At 65.5% G+C, this 20,489-nt stretch carries 19 protein-coding genes; 6 read left to right on the plus strand and 13 right to left on the minus strand.

Annotation, left to right across the window (positions count from 1 at the left end):
* Positions 1 to 55: 55 nt before the first annotated feature.
* From LC092_RS05060 to LC092_RS05070, 3 genes are all read left to right on the plus strand, one after another.
* The gene (locus LC092_RS05060) at positions 56 to 1,321 is read left to right on the plus strand and encodes a bifunctional 2-C-methyl-D-erythritol 4-phosphate cytidylyltransferase/2-C-methyl-D-erythritol 2,4-cyclodiphosphate synthase (RefSeq protein WP_224805355.1); all 1,266 of its coding nucleotides are present in this window, start codon (positions 56 to 58) and stop codon (positions 1,319 to 1,321) included.
* A gap of 8 nt (positions 1,322 to 1,329) precedes the next feature.
* The gene (locus tag LC092_RS05065) at positions 1,330 to 1,824 is read left to right on the plus strand and encodes a CinA family protein (RefSeq protein ID WP_224805356.1); all 495 of its coding nucleotides are present in this window, start codon (positions 1,330 to 1,332) and stop codon (positions 1,822 to 1,824) included.
* A 99-nt stretch (positions 1,825 to 1,923) separates the two neighbouring features.
* Complete coding sequence (locus LC092_RS05070) at positions 1,924 to 2,376, plus strand: hypothetical protein (protein ID WP_224805357.1); 453 nt, start codon at positions 1,924 to 1,926, stop codon at positions 2,374 to 2,376.
* A 74-nt stretch (positions 2,377 to 2,450) separates the two neighbouring features.
* Here LC092_RS05070 and LC092_RS05075 read toward each other — a convergent pair whose 3' ends face one another.
* The 12 genes from LC092_RS05075 to LC092_RS05130 form a co-directional block, all read right to left on the minus strand.
* The gene (locus LC092_RS05075) at positions 2,451 to 2,906 is read right to left on the minus strand and encodes a type II toxin-antitoxin system RatA family toxin (protein WP_224805358.1); all 456 of its coding nucleotides are present in this window, start codon (positions 2,904 to 2,906) and stop codon (positions 2,451 to 2,453) included.
* 126 nt (positions 2,907 to 3,032) lie between these two features.
* Entirely contained in the window at positions 3,033 to 4,016 is a 984-nt protein-coding gene (gene lipA, locus LC092_RS05080) for a lipoyl synthase (protein ID WP_224805359.1), read from the minus strand.
* Positions 4,017 to 4,066: 50 nt separating this feature from the next.
* Positions 4,067 to 4,507 (minus strand): acyl-CoA thioesterase, encoded by a 441-nt coding sequence (locus LC092_RS05085; protein WP_224805360.1) that lies wholly within the window; start codon positions 4,505 to 4,507, stop codon positions 4,067 to 4,069.
* Positions 4,508 to 4,542: 35 nt separating this feature from the next.
* Positions 4,543 to 4,782, minus strand: a complete 240-nt coding sequence (locus LC092_RS05090) for a GlsB/YeaQ/YmgE family stress response membrane protein (protein WP_224805361.1) — start codon at positions 4,780 to 4,782, stop codon at positions 4,543 to 4,545.
* A gap of 121 nt (positions 4,783 to 4,903) precedes the next feature.
* Positions 4,904 to 5,152, minus strand: a complete 249-nt coding sequence (locus LC092_RS05095; protein ID WP_224805362.1) for a GlsB/YeaQ/YmgE family stress response membrane protein — start codon at positions 5,150 to 5,152, stop codon at positions 4,904 to 4,906.
* Positions 5,153 to 5,267: 115 nt separating this feature from the next.
* Positions 5,268 to 6,716, minus strand: coding sequence for a dihydrolipoyl dehydrogenase (gene lpdA, locus LC092_RS05100; RefSeq protein ID WP_224805363.1), 1,449 nt, complete (start codon positions 6,714 to 6,716; stop codon positions 5,268 to 5,270).
* Positions 6,717 to 6,830: 114 nt separating this feature from the next.
* Positions 6,831 to 8,189 (minus strand): pyruvate dehydrogenase complex dihydrolipoamide acetyltransferase, encoded by a 1,359-nt coding sequence (locus tag LC092_RS05105; protein ID WP_224805364.1) that lies wholly within the window; start codon positions 8,187 to 8,189, stop codon positions 6,831 to 6,833.
* Between the two features lie 15 nt (positions 8,190 to 8,204).
* Positions 8,205 to 9,608 carry a pyruvate dehydrogenase complex E1 component subunit beta gene (locus LC092_RS05110; RefSeq protein ID WP_224805365.1) on the minus strand — a complete coding sequence of 468 codons (1,404 nt, stop codon included), beginning with the start codon at positions 9,606 to 9,608 and terminating at the stop codon, positions 8,205 to 8,207.
* Positions 9,609 to 9,623: 15 nt separating this feature from the next.
* Positions 9,624 to 10,676 (minus strand): pyruvate dehydrogenase (acetyl-transferring) E1 component subunit alpha, encoded by a 1,053-nt coding sequence (pdhA, locus tag LC092_RS05115; RefSeq protein ID WP_224805366.1) that lies wholly within the window; start codon positions 10,674 to 10,676, stop codon positions 9,624 to 9,626.
* Between the two features lie 201 nt (positions 10,677 to 10,877).
* Positions 10,878 to 11,210, minus strand: coding sequence for an FtsB family cell division protein (locus LC092_RS05120; RefSeq protein ID WP_224805367.1), 333 nt, complete (start codon positions 11,208 to 11,210; stop codon positions 10,878 to 10,880).
* 164 nt (positions 11,211 to 11,374) lie between these two features.
* Positions 11,375 to 14,875 (minus strand): transcription-repair coupling factor, encoded by a 3,501-nt coding sequence (mfd, locus tag LC092_RS05125; RefSeq protein ID WP_224805368.1) that lies wholly within the window; start codon positions 14,873 to 14,875, stop codon positions 11,375 to 11,377.
* Positions 14,876 to 14,968: 93 nt separating this feature from the next.
* Positions 14,969 to 15,265, minus strand: a complete 297-nt coding sequence (locus tag LC092_RS05130; protein ID WP_224805369.1) for a succinate dehydrogenase assembly factor 2 — start codon at positions 15,263 to 15,265, stop codon at positions 14,969 to 14,971.
* A 158-nt stretch (positions 15,266 to 15,423) separates the two neighbouring features.
* Between LC092_RS05130 and recG the strand changes: the two genes are divergently transcribed.
* Entirely contained in the window at positions 15,424 to 17,529 is a 2,106-nt protein-coding gene (gene recG / locus LC092_RS05135) for an ATP-dependent DNA helicase RecG (protein WP_224805370.1), read from the plus strand.
* Positions 17,530 to 17,532: 3 nt separating this feature from the next.
* Here the strand turns inward: recG and LC092_RS05140 are convergent, their stop codons facing one another.
* Entirely contained in the window at positions 17,533 to 18,279 is a 747-nt protein-coding gene (locus LC092_RS05140; protein WP_224805371.1) for a DUF502 domain-containing protein, read from the minus strand.
* Between the two features lie 150 nt (positions 18,280 to 18,429).
* On the opposite strand from LC092_RS05140, the gene LC092_RS05145 reads away from it, so the two are divergent.
* Together LC092_RS05145 and LC092_RS05150 are read left to right on the plus strand one after the other, a co-directional pair.
* A complete protein-coding gene (locus LC092_RS05145) occupies positions 18,430 to 18,858 on the plus strand; it encodes a YbaN family protein (protein ID WP_263627016.1) in 429 nt (142 codons plus the stop codon).
* 186 nt (positions 18,859 to 19,044) lie between these two features.
* Entirely contained in the window at positions 19,045 to 20,487 is a 1,443-nt protein-coding gene (locus LC092_RS05150; RefSeq protein WP_224805372.1) for a peptidoglycan-binding domain-containing protein, read from the plus strand.
* Positions 20,488 to 20,489: the final 2 nt, after the last annotated feature.

The raw sequence follows: 20,489 nt of genomic DNA on the forward strand, positions 1-20,489 counted from the left end.
ACCGGTGGAAAGTTTCAAAACGCAGACAGGATCTCCAACCTGGGAAAATGCCTGAATGCCCGCAATTGATGCGCCCTCCGCAGCGAGCCGGCCCACCCTCGAAACGGCGGCCCTGGTGGTCGCCGCAGGGCGCGGATCGCGGGCCGGATCCGGCGACGCGCCCAAGCAATACCGCCTGGTCGGCGGCATGCCCGTACTCCGGCGCACGCTGCTCGCCCTATCGTCCGCTCCGTCGATCGACGCCATCCAGGTGGTCATTCACCGCGACGACATGCCGCTCTATGAGGCCTGCGTCGCGGGTCTCTCGCTGCGATGCTCCCTGCATCCTCCGGTCGTCGGCGGCGACACCCGGCAGCAGTCCGTTCTTGCCGGGCTGCGCGCGCTTGGCCCGCACGCGCCGCGCCGTGTGCTGATCCATGACGCCGCGCGACCGTTCGTAACCAGGGCCGTCATCGAAGCCACGGTCGAAGCACTTGCCGCCGGCGAAGCGGGCGTGATCGCCGCCCTGCCCGTGGTCGACACGCTAAAACGCGCGCAGGGCGATGGCGCCGGCGATATGCACATTGCGGAAACCGTCGACCGAACGCCGCTCCGCGCCGCGCAGACCCCGCAGGGCTTTCGCTTCGCCACCATTCTCGACGCGCATGAACGCGCCGCGCGCGAGGGGGCGAGCGAGTTGACCGACGATGCGGCGGTCGCCCAATGGGCCGGCGAGACGGTGGGTTTCGTCGCCGGCGACCCGGCCAATGTGAAGATCACGACGGCGGAGGACCTGATGCAGGCGGACCGGAAGCTGACCCTCGAAGACTGGGCCGCGCGCGGCGACATACGCACGGCAAGCGCCTATGACGTCCATGCCTTCGAGCCGGGCGACCATGTGATGCTCGGCGGCATCGAGATTGCCCATGGCAAGGCGCTGAAGGGCCACTCGGACGCGGATGTCGTGCTGCACGCGCTGACCGACGCGCTTCTCGCGACACTGTGCGACGGCGACATCGGCCACCATTTCCCGCCCTCCGATCCGGCCTGGCACAAGGCATCCTCCGACCGCTTTCTCGCCTTCGCGGCCGAGCGTGTGCGGGCGCGCGACGGCGCCATCGCCCATCTCGATACGACAATCGTCTGCGAGGAACCCAAGATCGGCCCGCATCGCGAGGCCATGCGGGCACGGATCGCGGAAATCTGCGCGGTCCCGCTGTCGCGCGTGTCGGTCAAGGCGACCACATCGGAACGGCTGGGCTTCACGGGGCGCGGCGAAGGCATTGCCGCCCTTGCCTCGGCCACGGTGCGCCTGCCATTTTCTCCCGACGATACAGCCTGAGCGAGACCATGACCGACCTGTCGCCCCTGATGCCCGCAGCCGAGGCTCTCATCTCCGATTTCACCCGGACCGGCCGCATGATCGCGACCGCCGAAAGCTGCACAGGCGGGCTGATCGCGGCGGTGCTCACCGAGGTGCCCGGCTCCTCCGCCGTCGTCGAGCGCGGCTTCGTGACCTATTCCAACGAGGCCAAGGCGGAGGCGATTGCCGTGCCGGCGGAACTGATCGCGGACAAGGGCGCGGTCAGCCGCGAGGTCGCGATGGCAATGGCGGAGGGCGCGCTTGCCGCCTCGCGCGCGGATGTCGCCGTGGCGGTCACAGGCGTCGCCGGTCCAGGTGGCGGATCGCCCGAAAAGCCCGTCGGTCTGGTGCATTTCGGCTTCGCGGCAAAGGGAAGGCCAACGACGCATGAGGAGCACCGCTTCGGTGATCTGACCCGGGCAGAAATCCGGCTTGCAACGGTTGCGGTTGCGCTGGCGGGTCTTTCAAAGTTGAACGAATAGCAAAACCGGCCCTTCACCAGCAACACAGTCTCCCCTGACCGGCTAAGGAATTCGCAATATAGACAGGCGCATCGTGCGGCGTTGCAGAAGGAAAAGACCATGCGTGCGTTGCAAATCGCCACCGTGATGTTCTCGATTGTCCCGGCAACGGCGATCGCGGGGGAGTTTCACATGATTTCCCGCCAGTCCGACGGGACCTTCGTGTCCAGCCACCGCGTTTTCGACCGCGATAGCGCGTCGCTCCATGAAATCACCCTGTGCGGCCGCGCCTATTTCGCGCGCGCAGCCACCGTTGCCTGGATGAACTACGAGGCGGAAGAAGGGCGCGACGTCGGCCTGGAATTCAACAGGGGTAGTGGCTGGTTCCGGGTGTGTGAAAACCCGGATCGGCAAGTCAAGCTCGCGGATATCGGCGTTAGCGAAGACAATGTGACGGTGATGCGCGCCAGCGACGAGGCGACAAGGCGACGTCAGCGTTTCGTCAACATCAAGGAAGCGTTTTCGGGCTTCAGCAACTCCGGCCGCGCCGCTCCGTCCTTTCACTCCCGCTAGGACCTGAGCACGGCAAGAGCGGTTCCGACACACGCAGAAAAACTGTGGTCGGCAAGGATCTGGCGCAACGCGTTTCAGCCGCCGCCATAAACGATGTCGGCCCGCGCCTCGAAGGCGTCGGAAAACTTCCGAAACGCCCGGTCGAACATTGCCGACATCAAGGCGCTGAGCGCACGATTCTTGAATTCGTAGGAAATGTAGAACCCGATCTCGCTGGTGCCTTCGCCGAGCGGACGGAAGGTCCAGTGGTTTTCCAGATGGCGGAAAGGTCCGTCGAGATATTCCACAAGGATGCGGTCGGCATCTGGTTCCAGCGTGACGCGGCTGGTGAAGGTCTCGCGAAACAGCTTGTAGGCAACCGTCATGTCGGCGACCAGGATTTCCCGACCGTCGTCCAGCGCCTTGCGACCGCGCACATGCAGGTGTTCGCACAAGGGAACGAATTCGGGGTATTTCTCCACATCCGCCACCAGCGAGAACATGTCCGCGGCGGAATGATCAACCTTGTGAACGGTCTGGAAAGACGGCATCGGCACTCACGACGTCACGATGGGTCGAAGGACGGCCGGACCCCGCTTGCGCGGAGCGTCCGGCGTCTCGTTTGGTTGCACGGCGTTGACGGCCATCGTCAGCGCGAAACGAAAGGCAAGCCGCGTTCAGGCCGTGCCCTGGCCGCCAAGCTTCGCGTCGCGAGCCCGGCGCAGATCGGCGAAATCCTCGCCCGCATGGTGCGACGAGCGCGTCAGCGGGCTGGCGGAGACCTTCAGGAAGCCCTTGGCATAGGCGATTTTCTCATAGGCCTTGAACTCGTCCGGCGTGACGAAGCGCGCCACCGCATGGTGCTTGGAACTCGGCTGCAGATACTGGCCGATGGTCAGGAAGTCGACATCGGCGGAGCGCAGGTCGTCCATCAACTGGAGCACCTCGTTTCGCTCCTCGCCGAGCCCGACCATGATGCCGGACTTGGTGAACATCGCCGGATCCAGCTCCTTGACCTGCTGCAACAGCCGGATCGAATGGAAATACCGCGCGCCGGGGCGCACCGTCAGATACTTGGAAGGAACGGTTTCCAGATTGTGGTTGAACACGTCGGGCCGCGCCTTGACCACCGTTTCCAGCGCACCGGGCTTGCGCAGGAAATCCGGCGTCAGCACCTCGATGGTCGTGCCGGGCGCGCGCTCGCGGATCGCCTGGATCACATCGGCGAAATGCTGCGCGCCGCCATCGTCAAGATCGTCGCGATCGACGGAGGTGATGACGACATGCTGCAGTTCCATCGTCGCAACGGCTTCCGCGACACCGGTCGGCTCATTGGGATCCACCGGGCCGGGCATGCCCGTGCGCACATTGCAGAAGGCGCAGGCGCGCGTGCAGGTGTCGCCCAGGATCATGAAGCTCGCGTGCTTCTTCGACCAGCACTCGCCGATGTTCGGACAGCCCGCTTCCTCGCATACGGTCACGAGATTGTTGCTGCGCACAACCTTTTGCGTCTCGCGGTAGACAGGAGACGTCGGCGCACGAACGCGGATCCATGCCGGCTTGCGCTGGATCGGATTGTCCGGCCGATGCGCCTTCTCCGGGTGACGGGGGCGCGGGGCATCGCCCTTCTCGGGCGTCACTGTGTCGAGGATCGTTACCATGGCCCTTACCTGTCGTTATTGGAGAGAAAGGTCAAGAGTTACTCCGCATATCAGCCCTGCGGCGAACGCGACATCATGTGACGTGCAAGACGTTGCCGCGCCTCGGCCGAAAACGGCTGGGATTTTCGGATCGTCTGGTTGAGCTGGACGATCACCGTCCGCGCCCGGGCGACCGGCGTGCCGTCTTCCTTGCAAACAAGCTGCTCCAGCGTCATCGAGCTTCGGCCGATCTCGATGATCCCGGTGCCGACATCGACATGTCCGGGCCAGAACAGCTCGGCCATCAGGTCGAGCTCCAGCCGCACCAGCGCAAAGGCGCAGCCCTCGTCGGCAACCGGCGTCTCGCTGTCATAGAACAGCGCCACGCGGCCAGCCTCCAGCATTTCGGAAAACACCGCGTTGTTGACGTGACCCTGTCGGTCCGTGTCGCAATAGCGCAGCTTCTCGCGCACCCTGGCCGGGTAGCTTTCGAGCGAAAGCGGGTCGTTCATCGCGTCATCCTCGCGCGACTGAGCGGGGCCGGACGTCATCCCCTGATCTTGCGCCAGAGAAACAGCAGCAGGATCGCGCCAACGGTCGACAACACCAGTTGATCGACAAAGCCGCCGCTGATGTTGAGCCTGAGGATCTCCGCGAGCTTGCCACCGACAAGCGCGCCGATCAGGCCGACCACCAGGCTTCCCAGAAACCCGCCGCGACCGCCGAGCACCCGGTAGGCCACCGCACCGGCGATCAGGCCAATGATGATCCACATGATCAGACCCATTGCACACTCCTTTCAGCGAGCCGGCGGCTTGCGACGGGCGCAGACACGCGCGCCCCGCACCCCGTGAAACGGAGACTGCCAGCCCGACAGGTCCGGCCGGCAGCCTCTTTCGTTGCAAGTATCAGGTGATCCGCCGGGCGACGAAGACGACGACAATCGCGCCGACGGTCGCAACCACGATCTGGTTGACGATGGCATTGCCGAGGTTGATGTCTATGCCGAGCAGGTTGAACAGGAAGCCGCCGACGAACGCGCCGATCAGGCCGGAGATCAGATACCGGATCAACCCGCCCCCGCCGAGCACGAGGCTTGCCAGCCAGCCGGCGATCAGGCCGATGACGCACCAGATCAGTATGTTTTCGATTTCCATAGCAAGTCCCCCGTTGCGTGTGCGCCCGCGGGCGCTTGCCAAAGGTAGAGGTTCTTCCGGACAACACAAGCAACGGCACGGCCACTGCACGGCGCTTTGCCCGGCCTCACCAGCCTCAGGCGTTCAGCACGCGTCCGTAGGCGTCGAGCACGCTTTCCTTCATCATCTCCGACAGCGTCGGATGCGGGAAGATCGTGTGCATCAGCTCTTCCTCGGTCGTCTCCAAATTCATCGCGACGACAAAGCCCTGGATCAGTTCGGTGACCTCGGTCCCGACCATATGCGCGCCGAGCAGCTCGCCCGTCTTCTTGTCGAAGATGGTCTTGATCATGCCGTTGTCCTCGCCAAGGGCGATGGCCTTGCCGTTGGCATTGAACGAATAACGCCCGACGCGGACCTCCCGGCCCTGTTCCTTGGCCTTGGCTTCCGTGAGACCGACGGAGGCGACCTGCGGATTGCAATAGGTGCAGCCCGGGATCTTGCCCTTGTCCATCGCGTGAACATTCGGCAGGCCGGCGATCTTCTCGATGCAGACGACGCCCTCATGCTCCGCCTTGTGCGCGAGCATCGGCGGGCCGGCGACATCGCCAATGGCATAGACGCCCGGAACGTTGGTCTTGCCGTAGCCGTCGATCACGACGCAGCCGCGGTCGGTTTTCACGCCGAGCTCTTCCAGGCCAAGGCCCTCGATGTTGCCCTGAACGCCGACGGCGGAAATCAGCCGGTCGGCGCTGATCGTCTGCGTCTTTCCGTCCTTGGTCTCGACATGGGCGGTGATCGAATTCGCCGCCTTGTCGACCTTGGCGACCTTCGCCTCGGTCAGGATCTTGATGCCGCGCTTTTCCAGCGCCTTGCGGGCAATCGCGGAAATCTCCGGGTCTTCCACCGGCATGACCTGCGACATCACCTCGACGACCGTCACTTCCGTGCCCATGGAGCGGTAGAAGGAGGCGAACTCGATGCCGATGGCGCCCGACCCCATGACGACGATGGACTTCGGCAACGTGTCCGGCTTCATCGCCTCGAAATAGGTCCAGATCAGCTTGCCGTCCGGCTCGATGCCGGGCAACGCGCGCGGACGCGCGCCTGTGGCGACGATGATGTGCTTGGCCGTGTAGGTGCCTTCGCCCTTGGTGCCCTTGGGCGCCGGATGCTGCGGCTCGACGGCGGGCTTGGACGGCTTGCCGACGACGATCTCGCCGGGCTTCGTCAGCTTCGCCTCGCCCCAGATCACGTCGATCTTGTTCTTCTTCATCAGGAAGCCGATGCCGCCGTTGAGGCGGGCGGAGACGCCGCGCGAGCGCTTGACCACGTCCTTGACGTCGGCGGTCATCTTGCCCTCAAGCGTCAGGCCATAGTCCTTGGCATGATTGGCGTGATCGAGGATCTCGGCCGAGCGCAGCAGCGCCTTGGTCGGGATGCAGCCCCAGTTGAGGCAGATGCCGCCCAGGTGCTCGCGCTCCACGATGGCGGTTTTCATGCCCAGTTGCGCGGCCCGGATTGCGGTGACATAGCCGCCCGGCCCCGAGCCGATGATGATCACGTCATATGACGTCGCGCTCATGAAGTCCCCTCCAGATGGGTCGTTGGAGCCGCTGCGGCGGTGCCGCGCGCGTCCAGATAACGGCAATCCTTGAAAGACAGGCGGCGCGCGGGATCCCCGCGCGCCGCCCGGTGCTTACACCAGCATCGACATCGGGTTTTCGATGTAGCCCTTGAAGGCGGCGAGAAGCTCCGCCCCGAGGGCGCCGTCGACGGCCCGGTGATCGGTGGAAAGCGTGACGGTCATCATCGTGGCGATGGCCAGCGCATCGTCCTTGACGACGGGCCGCTTCTGGCCCGCTCCGACGGCCAGGATCGTCGCATGCGGCGGATTGACCACCGCCGCGAAGTCGCGCACGCCCATCATGCCCATGTTGGAGACCGCCGTCGTGCCACCCTGATATTCCTCGGGCTTCAGCTTCTTGGCCTTGGCGCGGGCACCCATGTCCTTCATCTCGTTGGAGATGACCGACAGCGGCTTCATTTCGGCCTGACGCACGATCGGAGTGATCAGCCCGCCGGGGATCGACACGGCCACACCGACGTCGGCGTGCTTGTGCTTGACCATCGCCTCGTCGGTCCAGGACACATTCGCGTCCGGAACGTCACGCAGCGCCAGCGCCAGCGCCTTGATGGTCATGTCGTTGACCGAGAGCTTGTAGGCGGGCTTGCCGTCCTTGTCGGTCGGCGCGGCCGCGTTGAGCTGGCCGCGCAGCGCCAGAAGGGCGTCCAGTTCGCAATCCACCGTCACATAGAAATGCGGGATGGTCTGCTTGGATTCCTGCAGGCGGCGGGCAATGGTCTTGCGCATGCCGTCGTGCGCAACGAGTTCGTAGGAGCCGTCCTCGAAGTTCTTGAGGATCTGCTCGCTCGACGGGCCCTTTGCCGGTGCCGGTGCGGCCGCGGCGGCCTTGGGCGCCTCGGCAGCAGCGGGCGCGGCGGCCTTGCCGGTGCCTTCGGAAATCGCCTTGTCGACATCGCGCTTCACGATGCGACCGTGCGGACCACTGCCCGACAGCGCCTTGAGGTCGAGATCGTTCTGCGCGGCAAGCCGGCGGGCCAGCGGCGAGGCGAAGATCCGCCCGCCAGCGGCGGCGGCCGGCGGCGGCGGAGCCTTGGCAAGCTCGGGTGCGGGCGCGGCCGGGGCGGCGTCCGCCTTCGGCTCCGGCGCGGCGGCAGGCGCATCGGCCTTCGGACCACCGCCATCGCCGCCGGATCCACTGCCGGCGCCCTCGAGCGCGGACGCGTCCTCGCCCTCTTCGAGCAGCAGCGCGATCACCTCGTTGACCTTCACCCCTTCCGAACCTTCGGACACGAGGATCTTGCCGACGGTTCCCTCGTCGACGGCTTCGACTTCCATCGTCGCCTTGTCGGTCTCGATCTCGGCGATCACGTCACCGGCGGTGACGCTGTCGCCTTCCTTGACCAGCCATTTGGCCAGATTGCCCTCTTCCATGGTCGGAGACAGGGCAGGCATCAAAATCTTGATCGGCATCGTCTGTCCCTCGCCTCAGTCCGTGTAGGTGACGGCTTTCACCGCATCGATGACTTCCGCAACCGTCGGCAGCGCCAGCTTTTCCAGGTTGGCGGCATAGGGCATCGGAACATCCTTGCCGGTGACCCGCAGGATCGGCGCGTCGAGCCAGTCGAAGGCCTGCTCCTGGACCTGGTAGCCGATTTCCGACGACACAGAGCACATCGGATAGGCTTCCTCCACCGTGACGAGACGCCCGGTCTTCTTCACCGAGGCGATCACCGTGTCGATGTCGAGCGGCCGGATGCTGCGCATGTTGATCACCTCGGCAGAGATGCCCTGCGAGGCGAGTTCGTCGGCCGCCTTGGTGGCATAGGTCATGCCGATGCCCCAGGAGACGATGGTGACGTCGCTGCCCTTGCGCTCGATCTTCGCCTTGCCGATCGGCAGGACGAAATCGTCCATGTCCGGGATCTCGAAGGACTGGCCGTAGAGGATCTCGTTTTCCAGGAAGACGACCGGGTTCGGGTCGCGGATCGCCGCCTTGAGCAGGCCCTTGGCATCGGCCGCCGAATAGGGCTGCACGACCTTGAGGCCCGGAACATGCGCATACCAGGAGGCATAGTCCTGGCTGTGCTGCGCACCGACGCGCGCGGCCGCGCCATTGGCGCCGCGGAACACGATCGGCGCGCCCATCTGACCGCCGGACATGTAGAGCGTCTTGGCGGCGGAGTTGATGATCTGGTCGATCGCCTGCATGGCGAAGTTGAAGGTCATGAACTCCACGATCGGGCGCAGGCCCGCCATCGCGGCGCCAACGCCGAGGCCGGTGAAGCCATGCTCGGTGATCGGCGTGTCGATCACCCGCTTGGGACCGAATTCGTCGAGCAGACCTTGCGAGATCTTGTAGGCGCCCTGGTATTCGGCGACTTCCTCGCCCATGAGGAAGACATCCTTGTCGCGGCGCATTTCCTCGGCCATCGCGTCGCGCAGCGCTTCGCGCACGGTCGAGGTCTTCATCGGCGTGCCTTCGGGAATGTCGGGGTCCTGCGCATCCTCGGGCGCGGGCGCGACCGGCTGGGCATAGACCGGCGTCTGCGGAGCCGCGGCCGCCGTTTCGGTTCCGCCCGTGTCGGCGGAGGCCGGTTCGTCCTTCTTGGCGGGCGCGGAAGCCGCGTCCAGCGCGGAGGCATCCTCGCCCTCACCCAAAAGCATGGCGATCGGCGTGTTGACCTTCACGTTCTCGGTGCCCTCTTCGACAAGGATCTTGCCGATGGTGCCCTCGTCCACGGCCTCGACTTCCATCGTCGCCTTGTCGGTCTCGATCTCGGCGATCACGTCACCCGCAGTGACGCTGTCGCCTTCTTTCTTCACCCATTTCGCCAGGGTGCCCTCTTCCATCGTCGGCGAGAGGGCCGGCATCAAGATTTCAATCGGCATCGTGCGTCCCCACCCTCAAAGAAGAATATCGGTATAAAGCTCGGACGCGTCCGGCTCCGGATCGCTCTGGGCGAATTCCGCAGACTCCGCGACAACCTCGCGCACCTTCTTGTCGATGGCCTTGAGGTCGTCCTCGCTCGCCCAGTCGTTGTCGAGCAGCCGTTTGCGGACCTGCTCGATCGGGTCGTGCTCGGTCCGCATCTTCTGGACCTCGTCCTTGGAGCGGTATTTCGCCGGATCGGACATGGAGTGTCCGCGGTAGCGATAGGTGATCATCTCCAGGATGTACGGCCCCTTGCCCGAACGGCAGTGTTCGAGCGCCTTTTCGCTCGCCGCCATCACGGCGCGCACATCCATGCCGTCGACCTGCTCGCCGGGGATCCCGAAGGATGCGCCGCGCTGCGACAGGTCGGTCGTGGCGGACGCACGTTCGACGCTGGTGCCCATGCCGTATTTGTTGTTCTCGATCACATAGATGACCGGCAGCTTCCACAGCTGGGCCATGTTGAAGCTCTCGTAGACCTGGCCCTGGTTGGAGGCGCCGTCGCCGAAGAAGGTCATCGCCACCGCGCCGTTCTCCCGGTAGCGGTTGGCAAAGCCAAGGCCGGTGCCGAGCGAGACCTGCGCGCCGACGATACCGTGGCCGCCGTAGAACTGCTTTTCCTTGGAGAACATGTGCATGGAGCCGCCCTTCCCCTTGGAATAGCCGCCCCGGCGTCCGGTCAGTTCCGCCATCACGCCCTTGGGATCCATGTCCATGGCCAGCATGTGGCCGTGGTCGCGGTAACCGGTGATCATCTGGTCGCCGTCCTTCGACGCCATGCGCATGCCGACGACGACCGCTTCCTGACCGATGTAGAGATGGCAGAAGCCGCCGATCAGGCCCATGCCGTAAAGCTGGCCGGCCTTTTCCTCGAAGCGGCGGATCAGCAGCATGTGCCGATAGGCCTCGAGCTCCTGCTCCTTGGTGAAGTCGACGATCGCGGGCGACGCCTTGGCCGCCCCTCCCTTGGACCGGCTCGTGCTTTTCGCCCGTGTGCCGGTGGTCTTGCGTGACGTTGCAGCCATGTCCCTCATCTCGCTTGAAAAGCCCCACACGGGAGCCGCGTTTCCCCTTCAGCAACTTAGCGGAAGGTACTCCATTGCAAAAGTCAATGAAAGCGCGCACAGCGGAGATAAAAGGCAGACGAAGTGCCTGCATTTACAGAACGAAATGCGTTTAAACTGATTTTTGGTTCAAATCAGTTATTTAATCGGAATTCGATTAAATTACAGGCGAGGCGACGGACGCAGGATCGCCAGTTCGTTCGGATGGACCAGGTTGAGGCTCGCGCGCGCGCGCTCGTCGATCATGTCGGGATCGAGGCTCTCGGGGCGCAGCAGAACCACCTTGCGCAGCAAGGCCTCGCGTTCTGCCTTGAGCGCGGAAAACTCCTGCTGCAGCTTGTCGTAGCGCAGATCGAGCCGCGCCTTGCCAACGAGCCCCAACTCGCCATTGAGCGCATGAAACGCGAAATAGGCGACGAGCAGCGCGGCGATCGTCGGCGAGACGAGCCGCTGCCAGAGAGCCTTGCGACGATGACGGGTTGTTTTGACAAACACGGGGCGACGAGACCTGACTGAATACGAACCGCTCGATACGATTCATCATCGCCCAACAGCCTTAATGAGGCGTTTCCAAACGCATTCGAAATGCTGGCGCGCGAGGCGGAAGCGGTCTCGCCTCGCATGCCGTTTCGTCCGGTGCCGACGCGGGTGCTGCGGCCTCACGCCGCCTTGCTGTCCGCCTCCGCCAGCCGCACCAGCTTCAAGAGCACGGCGGCCGAGCCCTTGAGACGCTGGTCCGCCGTCGCCCAGTCGCGCGACAGCACAACCTTCTGGTCGGGGCGGATCTTGGCGAGCACGCCCTGCTCGCCGATGTAGGACACCAAGCCGGCCGGGTTGGGGAACTCATTGCCGCGGAAGGCGATGACGACACCCTTCGGGCCGGCGTCGATCTTCTCCACATTGGCGCGGCGGCACAGGCCCTTGATGTAGACGATCTTCAAGAGATGCTCGACCTCCTCCGGCAGCGGGCCGAAACGGTCGATCAGTTCCGCGCCGAAGGCATCGATCTCTTCCGGCGCGGCGAGATCGGCAAGACGTCGGTAAAGCGACAGGCGCAGCGGCAGGTCGGCGACATAGCTTTCCGGGATGAGCACCGGCGTACCGACCTGGATCTGCGGCGACCAGGCTTCCTCGAGCCCCGCATCGCCGCCATCCTTGAGCTGGGCAACCGCCTCTTCCAGCATCTGCTGGTATAGCTCGAAGCCGACCTCCTTGATGTGGCCGGACTGTTCCTCGCCGAGCAGGTTTCCCGCACCGCGAATGTCGAGGTCGTGGCTGGCGAGCTGAAAGCCCGCCCCAAGGCTGTCGAGCGACTGCAGCACCTTGAGCCGGCGTTCCGCGGTGGCGGTCAGCGTCTTGTTGGCCGGCACCGTGAACAGGGCATAGGCGCGCGTCTTGGAGCGGCCGACGCGGCCGCGGAGCTGATAGAGCTGCGACAGGCCGAACATGTCCGCCCGATGCACGATCAGCGTGTTGGCGGTCGGCACGTCGAGCCCGGATTCCACGATGGTCGTCGACAGCAGCACGTCGTATTTGCCCTCGTAGAAGGCATTCATGACGTCTTCAAGCTCGCCGGCCGGCATCTGGCCGTGGGCGACCGCAACCTTCACCTCCGGCACGGTCTCGTCGAGGAAGGCCTTGGTGTCGGCCAGATCCGACACTCGCGGGCAGACATAGAAGCTCTGGCCGCCGCGATAGCGCTCGCGCAACAGCGCCTCGCGCACAACGACGGGATCGAAGGGCGAGATGAAGGTGCGCACCGCCAGCCGGTCCACCGGCGGGGTCGCGATCAGCGACAGTTCCCGGACGCCCGTCAGTGCCAGTTGCAGCGTGCGCGGGATCGGCGTCGCAGAAAGCGTCAGCACATGGACCTCGGACTTGAGCTCCTTGAGCCGTTCCTTGTGCTTGACGCCGAAATGCTGCTCCTCGTCAATGATCAGCAGACCGAGGTCGCGGAAGGTCACGCCCTTGCCGAGCAGCGCATGGGTGCCGATGACGATATCGATGGATCCGTCCGCCAGGCCCTTCTTGGTCGCCGACAGCTCCTTGGCCGGCACCAGCCGCGACGCATGCGCGACCTGGATCGGCAGCCCCTGGAAGCGCTCGGAAAACGTCTTGTAGTGCTGGCGGGCAAGCAGGGTCGTCGGCACGACAAGAGCCACCTGCCGGCCCGTCATCGCCGCGATAAAGGCGGCGCGCAGCGCGACCTCGGTCTTGCCGAAGCCGACATCGCCGCAGACCAGCCGGTCCATCGGCCGCCCGGACACCAGATCCTCGAACACCGCGTCGATGGCGTTCATCTGATCGTCGGTCTCCTCATAAGGGAAGCGGGCGGCGAATTCGTCATAGGCGCCTTCCGGCGGCGAAATCGCTGGGGCGGTCTTGAGCGCGCGCGCAGCCGCCGTCTTGATCAGCCCGTCGGCGATCTCGAGGATGCGCTTCTTCATGCGCGCCTTGCGCGCCTGCCAGGCCCCGCCGCCCAGCTTGTCGAGCTGCGCCTCGGTGTCTTCCGAGCCGTAACGGGTCAGAAGCTCGATGTTCTCCACCGGCAGGAACAGCTTGTCGCCGCCGGCGTATTGCAGCTCGAGGCAATCATGCGGCGCGCCCACCGCCTCGATGGTTTTCAGTCCGATGAAACGGCCGATGCCGTGCTCCGCATGGACGACGAGATCGTTCTGCGACAGGCTCGAGGCTTCCGTCAGCACATTGGCGCCGGACGATTTGCGCCGGCGCTGGCGCACCAGCCGGTCGCCGAGAATGTCCTGCTCGCAGATCAGTGTCAGGTTTCCGACCTCGAACCCCTGCTCGACGCCGAGAAGCGCCAGCGCCGTCATGCCCTTCGGCAGGGCCTGCGCATCGGCATCGCTTGCCACCGGAACCGTGCGGTCGAGGCCGTGATCGGCCAGCACATGCGACAGGCGTTCCCGCGAGCCTTCGCTCCAGCAGGCGATGACGATCCGGTTTCCCGCCTTGCGCCGGGCCGTTACATGCGCGGTCAGCGTGTCGAACACATTGACGTCGCCGGCGGCGCGCTCGGCGGCGAAACTGCGCCCCTGACGGCCGTCGAGCGGCACCGTCGCGACCCCCGTTCCAGGCGGCACGTCGAATGCGGACAGCCGCAGCGAGGTTCCATCGGCAAGGCCCGCGGCCCACTCCGCGTCGGTCAGATAGAGCGCTTCCGGCGGCAACGGCTTGTAGGGGACGGAGCCCGCGCGGCCGCTGCTTTCGCGAACTTCGCGACGGGCGGCATGGTGTTCGGCCACCTGCTCCTGACGCTCGCGCACCACGTCCTCGAGCGCGGCCGACAGCACAAAAGGCGTCTCGCCCGCATAGTCGAAGATCGTCTCCAGCGTCTCGTGGAACAGCGGCAGCCAGTGTTCCATGCCGGCATAGCGGCGGCCTTCGCTAATCGACTGATAGAGTATGTCGTCGCGCTCGGACGCGCCGAACTGCGCGACATAGCCCTTGCGGAAGCGCGAGATCGCCTCCTGCGAAAGGACCACCTCGCTCATCGCCACGAGATCGAGCCGCTTGAGCTGCTTCGTGGTGCGCTGGGTCTGGGTGTCGAAGGAGCGCAGCGATTCCAGCGTGTCGCCGAAGAAGTCGAGCCGCACGGGCTGTTCCATACCGGGCGCATAGACGTCGACGATGCCGCCGCGCACGGCATATTCGCCGGTGTCCTGCACCGTGGAGGCGCGGGCGAAGCCGTTGGTCTCGAGCCAGGCAACGAGGTCGGCGAGCTTGATGACATTGCCGGGTTTCGCCGACCAGGACTGACCGGTGGCGAAGGCGCGCGACGGCAACCGCTGCAGCACCGCATTGGCGGTGGTCATCAGAACCGTCGGCGCGCTCAGCGGCTCCGGGCTTGCAAGACGCGCAAGGGTCGTCAGGCGCCTGGCCACGATGGCCGGATTGGGCGAGACGCGGTCGTATGGCAGGCAGTCCCAGGCAGGAAGGTCGAGCACCTCGGCGGACGGCGCGAAATAGCCCAGCGCCTCCTGGACGGAGCGGGCATGAGCGCCGTCGCGCGCCACGAACACCAGCCGCAGTCCGGCCGCGCCGTCGGCGAGCATCCGGCCGAGCACCAGCGCCTCCGCCCCGTCTGGAACCCCGGTGACGACGGCACTGCCGTGTTGCGAAAGCACCTTCTCAAGCTGCAACTTGCGTATCCTTGCGCACAATAAGGCGAACCGCCGCCTCGTTCATCTTCTCGCCCTGCGTTGGCGATGCGGCGCGCAGGACGATATCAGGCGTCAGCCGGTCCGCTGAAATTCCACGATCGCCCGATAGATCGGCGTATCGTAATTCGCCGGCACCGGCACGCTGCCGATCATCCAACTGAACAGGTCCTGATCCGGCACATCCATTAGCTGCTCCAGCGTGTCGAGATCGTCATCGCCGAGCGCCTGCAGATGCGCCTTCGCATAATTGCCGAGCAGGATATCCATTTCCTTCATGCCCCGGTGCTGACACCGGTAGAGCATACGCTTGCGCCGGGCGTCTTGCGGGTCCGGGCCGGCGCTCGCGTTCGGGTCCGAAGGGTCGGGCATGATTGTCTTCCTCGCGCTCGTGTTTGATTTTGGCGCTTGCTCTTGACAGAACTTCGTGGGTTCGCGGGTTATAGCGGCCCCGGCGCGAAACTCAATGCGCCGTCGCGCCACCCGACCGACCGTGATCCATCGGCCTGCCCGAAACCGCCCGAGACCCCATGCGCCCCACGTTGCTCGATCCGCTCTTCGCTCCCATTTCGGCCCTGCCCGGCATCGGTCCGCGCACCGCCCGTCATCTGGCAACGCTGCTCGGAGTGGGCGCAGACCGCGAACCCTATGTGGTCGACCTCTTGCTACATCTGCCGACCGGCGTGATCGACCGGCGTCTGCGGCCGGGTGTGGCGCGAGCCGAGGAAGGCGCGATCGTTACCCTCGACGTTCACATCGACCGGCACCAGCCGCCACCGCGCCACAGCCGGGCGCCCTATCGCATCCAGGCACATGACGACAGCGGCGACCTGACGCTCGTCTTTTTTCACGCCCGCCAGAGCTGGCTGGAAAAAACGCTTCCCGTCGGTGCCGACATGGTCGTTTCGGGCCGCATCGAATGGTTCAACGGCCAACCGCAGATGATCCATCCCGATCACATGGTGATGGCGGAGGATGCGGCAAGTCTCCCCCTGGTGGAGCCGGTCTATCCGCTGACCCAGGGCCTGTCGTCCAAGATGCTTCAAAAGGCGATGGCCGCCGCCCTCGACCTCGTGCCGGAATTGCCCGACTGGCTGGACGGCGAACATGGCCGGCGAAGCGCTTGGCCGGGGTTTGGCGAGGCCCTGCGCACGCTGCATCGTCCACCCACCGACGCGCTGGGCGCGGACGAGGCAATCGCCGCGCGCATGCGGCTCAGCTATGACGAGTTTCTGGCAAACCAGCTCGCGCTCGCGCTGGTGCGCCGCTCCATGCGCCAGACCAGGGGGATCGCGCGCATCTTCGACGGCCGGCTCAAGGCGAAGATCCTTGCCGCCCTTCCCTATTCACTGACGGGCGGACAGCTTGCGGCAGTCGCGGACATCGAGACGGACCTCGCCGAACCGGTGCGCATGCTCCGGCTGCTGCAGGGCGATGTCGGGGCCGGCAAGACCATCGTCGCGCTGATGGCCGCCGCCGCGGTGATCGAATCCGGGGCGCAAACCGTGTTCATGGCGCCGACGGAAATCCTGGCGCGCCAGCATTATCTCTCGCTTGCGCCGCTCTGCGAGGCTGCCGGCATTCGCATCGCCTGCCTGACGGGGCGCGACACGGCGAAACACAAGCGCGAGACCCGCGCGGCGCTGGAAGCCGGCGGGGTCGACCTGATCGTCGGCACCCATGCGCTGTTTCAGAACGACGTCGAGTTCGCCAACCTCGGCTTGGCAATCGTCGACGAGCAGCATCGCTTCGGCGTGCACCAGCGCCTGACGCTTTCCGCCAAGGGCAAGGGCGTCGACATGCTGGTGATGACGGCAACCCCGATCCCGCGCACGCTGGTGCTGACCTTCTTCGGCGACATGGACGTCTCGCGGCTGACGGAAAAGCCCGCCGGTCGCCAGCCGATCAAGACCGTCACCGTTCCGCTGGATCGCATGGACGACGTCGTCGAGCGCCTTCGCGCCGCACTCGACGACGGCAAGAAGGCCTATTGGGTGTGTCCGCTGGTCGAGGAATCGGAGAAATCCGACCTCGCGGCGGCGGAGGAACGCTTCGAGGTGCTGCAGCAGCTGCTTGGACCCCGCGTCGCGCTCGTGCACGGACGCATGACCAGCGACGAGAAGGCCGACGCCATGTCCGCCTTCAAGGACGGACCGGTCCAGCTTCTGGTTGCGACCACGGTGATCGAGGTCGGCGTCGACGTGCCCGACGCAACCATCATGGTGATCGAGCACGCGGAACGCTTCGGCCTGTCGCAATTGCATCAGCTGCGCGGCCGCGTCGGGCGCGGGTCGGAAGCCTCAACGTGTCTGCTGCTCTACAAGACGCCGATCGGCGAGACCGCGCGGGCGCGCCTGTCGATCATGCGCGAGACCAACGACGGCTTCCTGATTGCGGAAGAAGATCTCAGACTGCGCGGCGAAGGCGAGATCCTGGGCACGCGCCAGTCGGGCTCGCCCGGCTTTCGCATCGCCGACGCCGCCGAGCAGGCCGATCTTCTGGAGACGGCGCGCGACGATGCAAGGCTCATACTGGAAACGGATCCCGAGCTGACCAGGCCGCGCGGACAGGCCCTGCGGGTGCTGCTCTACCTGTTTTCGCGCGACGAGGCGATCCGCCTGTTGCGCGCCGGCTGAGCCTCACTCCGCCGTTTCAAGCGCCCGTTCGGCCTTTCCCGGCGCCTTGGCATCCTTCAGCGGCAGCACCGTGTCCCAGTCCGGACTGACGAGGCCCGCGGAGATGACGAGCTTGGCCGCCGCTTCGACGGACATGTCCAGCTCGATGATCTCGTCGCGCGGCACATAGAGCAGAAACCCGGACGTCGGGTTGGGGGTGGTCGGCAGGAACACCGCCGTGACGTCCTCATTGTAGGAGTGCAGCTTGTGGGCGACCTCGCCCCGGGCATCGGTTGCGATGAAGACGATCGCCCACAGGCCCGGGCGCGGATACTGGATGATCGCCGCCTTCTTGAAGCTGTTGGACCGTTCGGCGAGGATCGTCTCGAAGATCTGCTTCAGCCCGCTGTGCAGGTTGCGCACCACGGGCATGCGCCCGAGCAGGGATTCACCATAGGAAATCAGCGTCCGTCCGGCGATATTGGCCGTAAGGAAGCCGATAATCACCAGCCCGAGAAACGCCACGATCAAGCCGATCCCGGGAACGGGAAACGGCAGATAGGTATCGGGATTGTAGACCGCCGGGATGAGCGGCTTGATCCAGCCGTCCACCCACTGGACGATGGACCAGGTCAGATAGGCCGTAATGCCCAGCGGCCCGGCGATGACCAGGCCGGTGAGGAAATAGTTTCTCAGCCGCGTGACCGGGCGCGGCCGGGGCCCCTTGCCGCTGCCATCCTCGGTGTTTCCGGAAGTCGTATCGCCGCTCATTGTCCTGTCGTACCCTGCGTGAGTCATCAACGACCACAATGCAAGTTGCGCGCCATAGCTGGCGCATGGGACATTCCGCGTTTGCCTGCATCTGGCGTATTGCGCAATACATAATGCAGATCGAGCGATTGGGGAATCGATAGGCGACAGATGACCAGAAATTCGCCATCCCGCTCCCCGCGACGCCGACGTCCGCGCCACGATCCGGCAACCCGGATCGTCTTTGCCTCGGTTGGCGTCGGACTGATCGCGATCGGCGTGATCGGCGCCTTCCTGCCCATCCTGCCCTCGACCGTTTTCTTTATCGCCGCCGCTGCCTGTTTCGCGCGCTCCTCGCCGCGGCTTGAGCGCTGGTTGCTGCGCCATCCACGCATCGGCCCGGCAATCCGCGCGTGGCGCGCCAACGGGGCGATTTCCGTGCCGGCCAAATTTGCAGCAGTGGCCGGGATGGCCAGCGGCTACCTGGTGTTTTGGCTGACCGTCCGACCGGAGCCGCCGCTTGCGGTCGTTCTCGCTGTCGTGCTGATTGCCTGCGCCACCTATGTCCTGTCGCGCCCCTCGGGCCCGAACAGCCCCTGACCAAACGGACGAAAGGGCCGCCGTCCGTATCACCCCGCGTTTACCAATTCTCACGCACGTGTGAGACTATGTGATGTCGGTCACGGTCGCAGTGTCCGCGCGGGCGCAGACTTGCTGGCATCCCGCATCCGGACGGATCAACTTTCAGCAGCGGCTGCGGGCACCAAACAAATGAGAGGAAAGCTCATGTTGTCCCGTACGCACGCCGGATCGACCCGGGAGGAGCGACAGCGGCCGCCCACACTACCGCGCCGGATCGCCGATTGTTTCGCCATTCTCGTGCTTTGCGTCGCCACCCTGTCCTTTTCCGGTGGCCCTGTCAGCGCCCAGATCATCGACATCCGCCCCAACGGACCGGTCATCAACCCGAACAACCGGCCGCTCATCTGCGCCCCGCCCCGCGTCATGCGCAACGGTCGCTGCGTGCTGCCGCGTCCCCAAGTCTGCGCCCCGCCGCGCGTGATGCGCAACGGCCGCTGCGTACTGCCACGTCCCCAAGTCTGCGCCCCGCCGCGCGTGATGCGCAACGGCCGCTGCGTTCTGCCACGTCCCCAAGTCTGCGCCCCGCCGCGCGTGATGCGCAACGGCCGTTGCGTCCTGCCGCGTCCCCAAGTCTGCGCCCCGCCGCGCGTGATGCGCAATGGCCGCTGCGTTCTGCCGCGCCCCACCGTCTGCGCCCCGCCGCGCGTCCTGCGCAATGGTCGCTGCGTCCTGCCGCGCCCCACCGTCTGTACTCCGCCGCGCGTGCTGCGCAACGGGCGGTGCGTGATGCCGCCGCGCCGGCCCGTCTGCCGGTTGCCCTACATCTATTCGCCGGCACAGCGTCGCTGCATCCTGCCCGTGCCGATCCCGCCGGTCGTGCGCCCTCAGGCCTGCGAAGCGCCCTGGCAGTATTCCCGAAGCGCAGGTGGCTGCATTTGCCCCTCGGGCTATGTCGTGTCGCAGGGGGAATGCGTCCGCCGCGACAGCCAGGCCTGTACCTTCCCCTTCGTCTATTCGCAAAGCAGCAACCGCTGCGTCTGCGCGCAAGGCTATCGCCCCTATGGCACCGGCTGCGCGCCGGAGCGTCCGCGTGCGACGCCGCAGGAGAATGTCCGCTGGATTCAGGCTTGCCTGAACGAGGCCGGCTACGACGCCGGTCCCGTCGATGGCGTCTCGGGTCGCAGGACGCGCAGTGCGTGGAACGCGTTCCGCTCGGAAAACGACCTGGGCGAGACAACCGCGCCCTACAGCGACCCGGAGACCCTGGCGAAACTGTTCCAGGCCTGCCAGCCGGAGACCGAGCCGCCGGCAAACCCGGAGCCGGAAACGCCGGATGAGCAGGAGGAACCGTCAGGAAACGCCCCGCCGGATGGCGACACCGCTGCTGTCGACGGCGCATTCGCCCCCGCCGACGCGCTTTGTGCCTCCGGTCGGCTCTACAGCCTGCTCAGTGCGGAAAATCCGTCGCTGGAACCCTGCGGGCGAAGCTGCATTCCCGCACCCGAGGGAATGAGCGAGGAGGAACTGCTGCGCCAGGAAGAAACGCAGGGCATCACCTGGTGCCGGTCCTGCGTGACCGTTGGAACCCTCGGCATGCTGTGCCCCAAACCTGCCGAGGCAGAGGAAGACGCAGCACCCGCCAACTGATA

It is taken from the genome of Stappia stellulata (assembly GCF_020176715.1).
Lineage (GTDB): Bacteria > Pseudomonadota > Alphaproteobacteria > Rhizobiales > Stappiaceae > Stappia.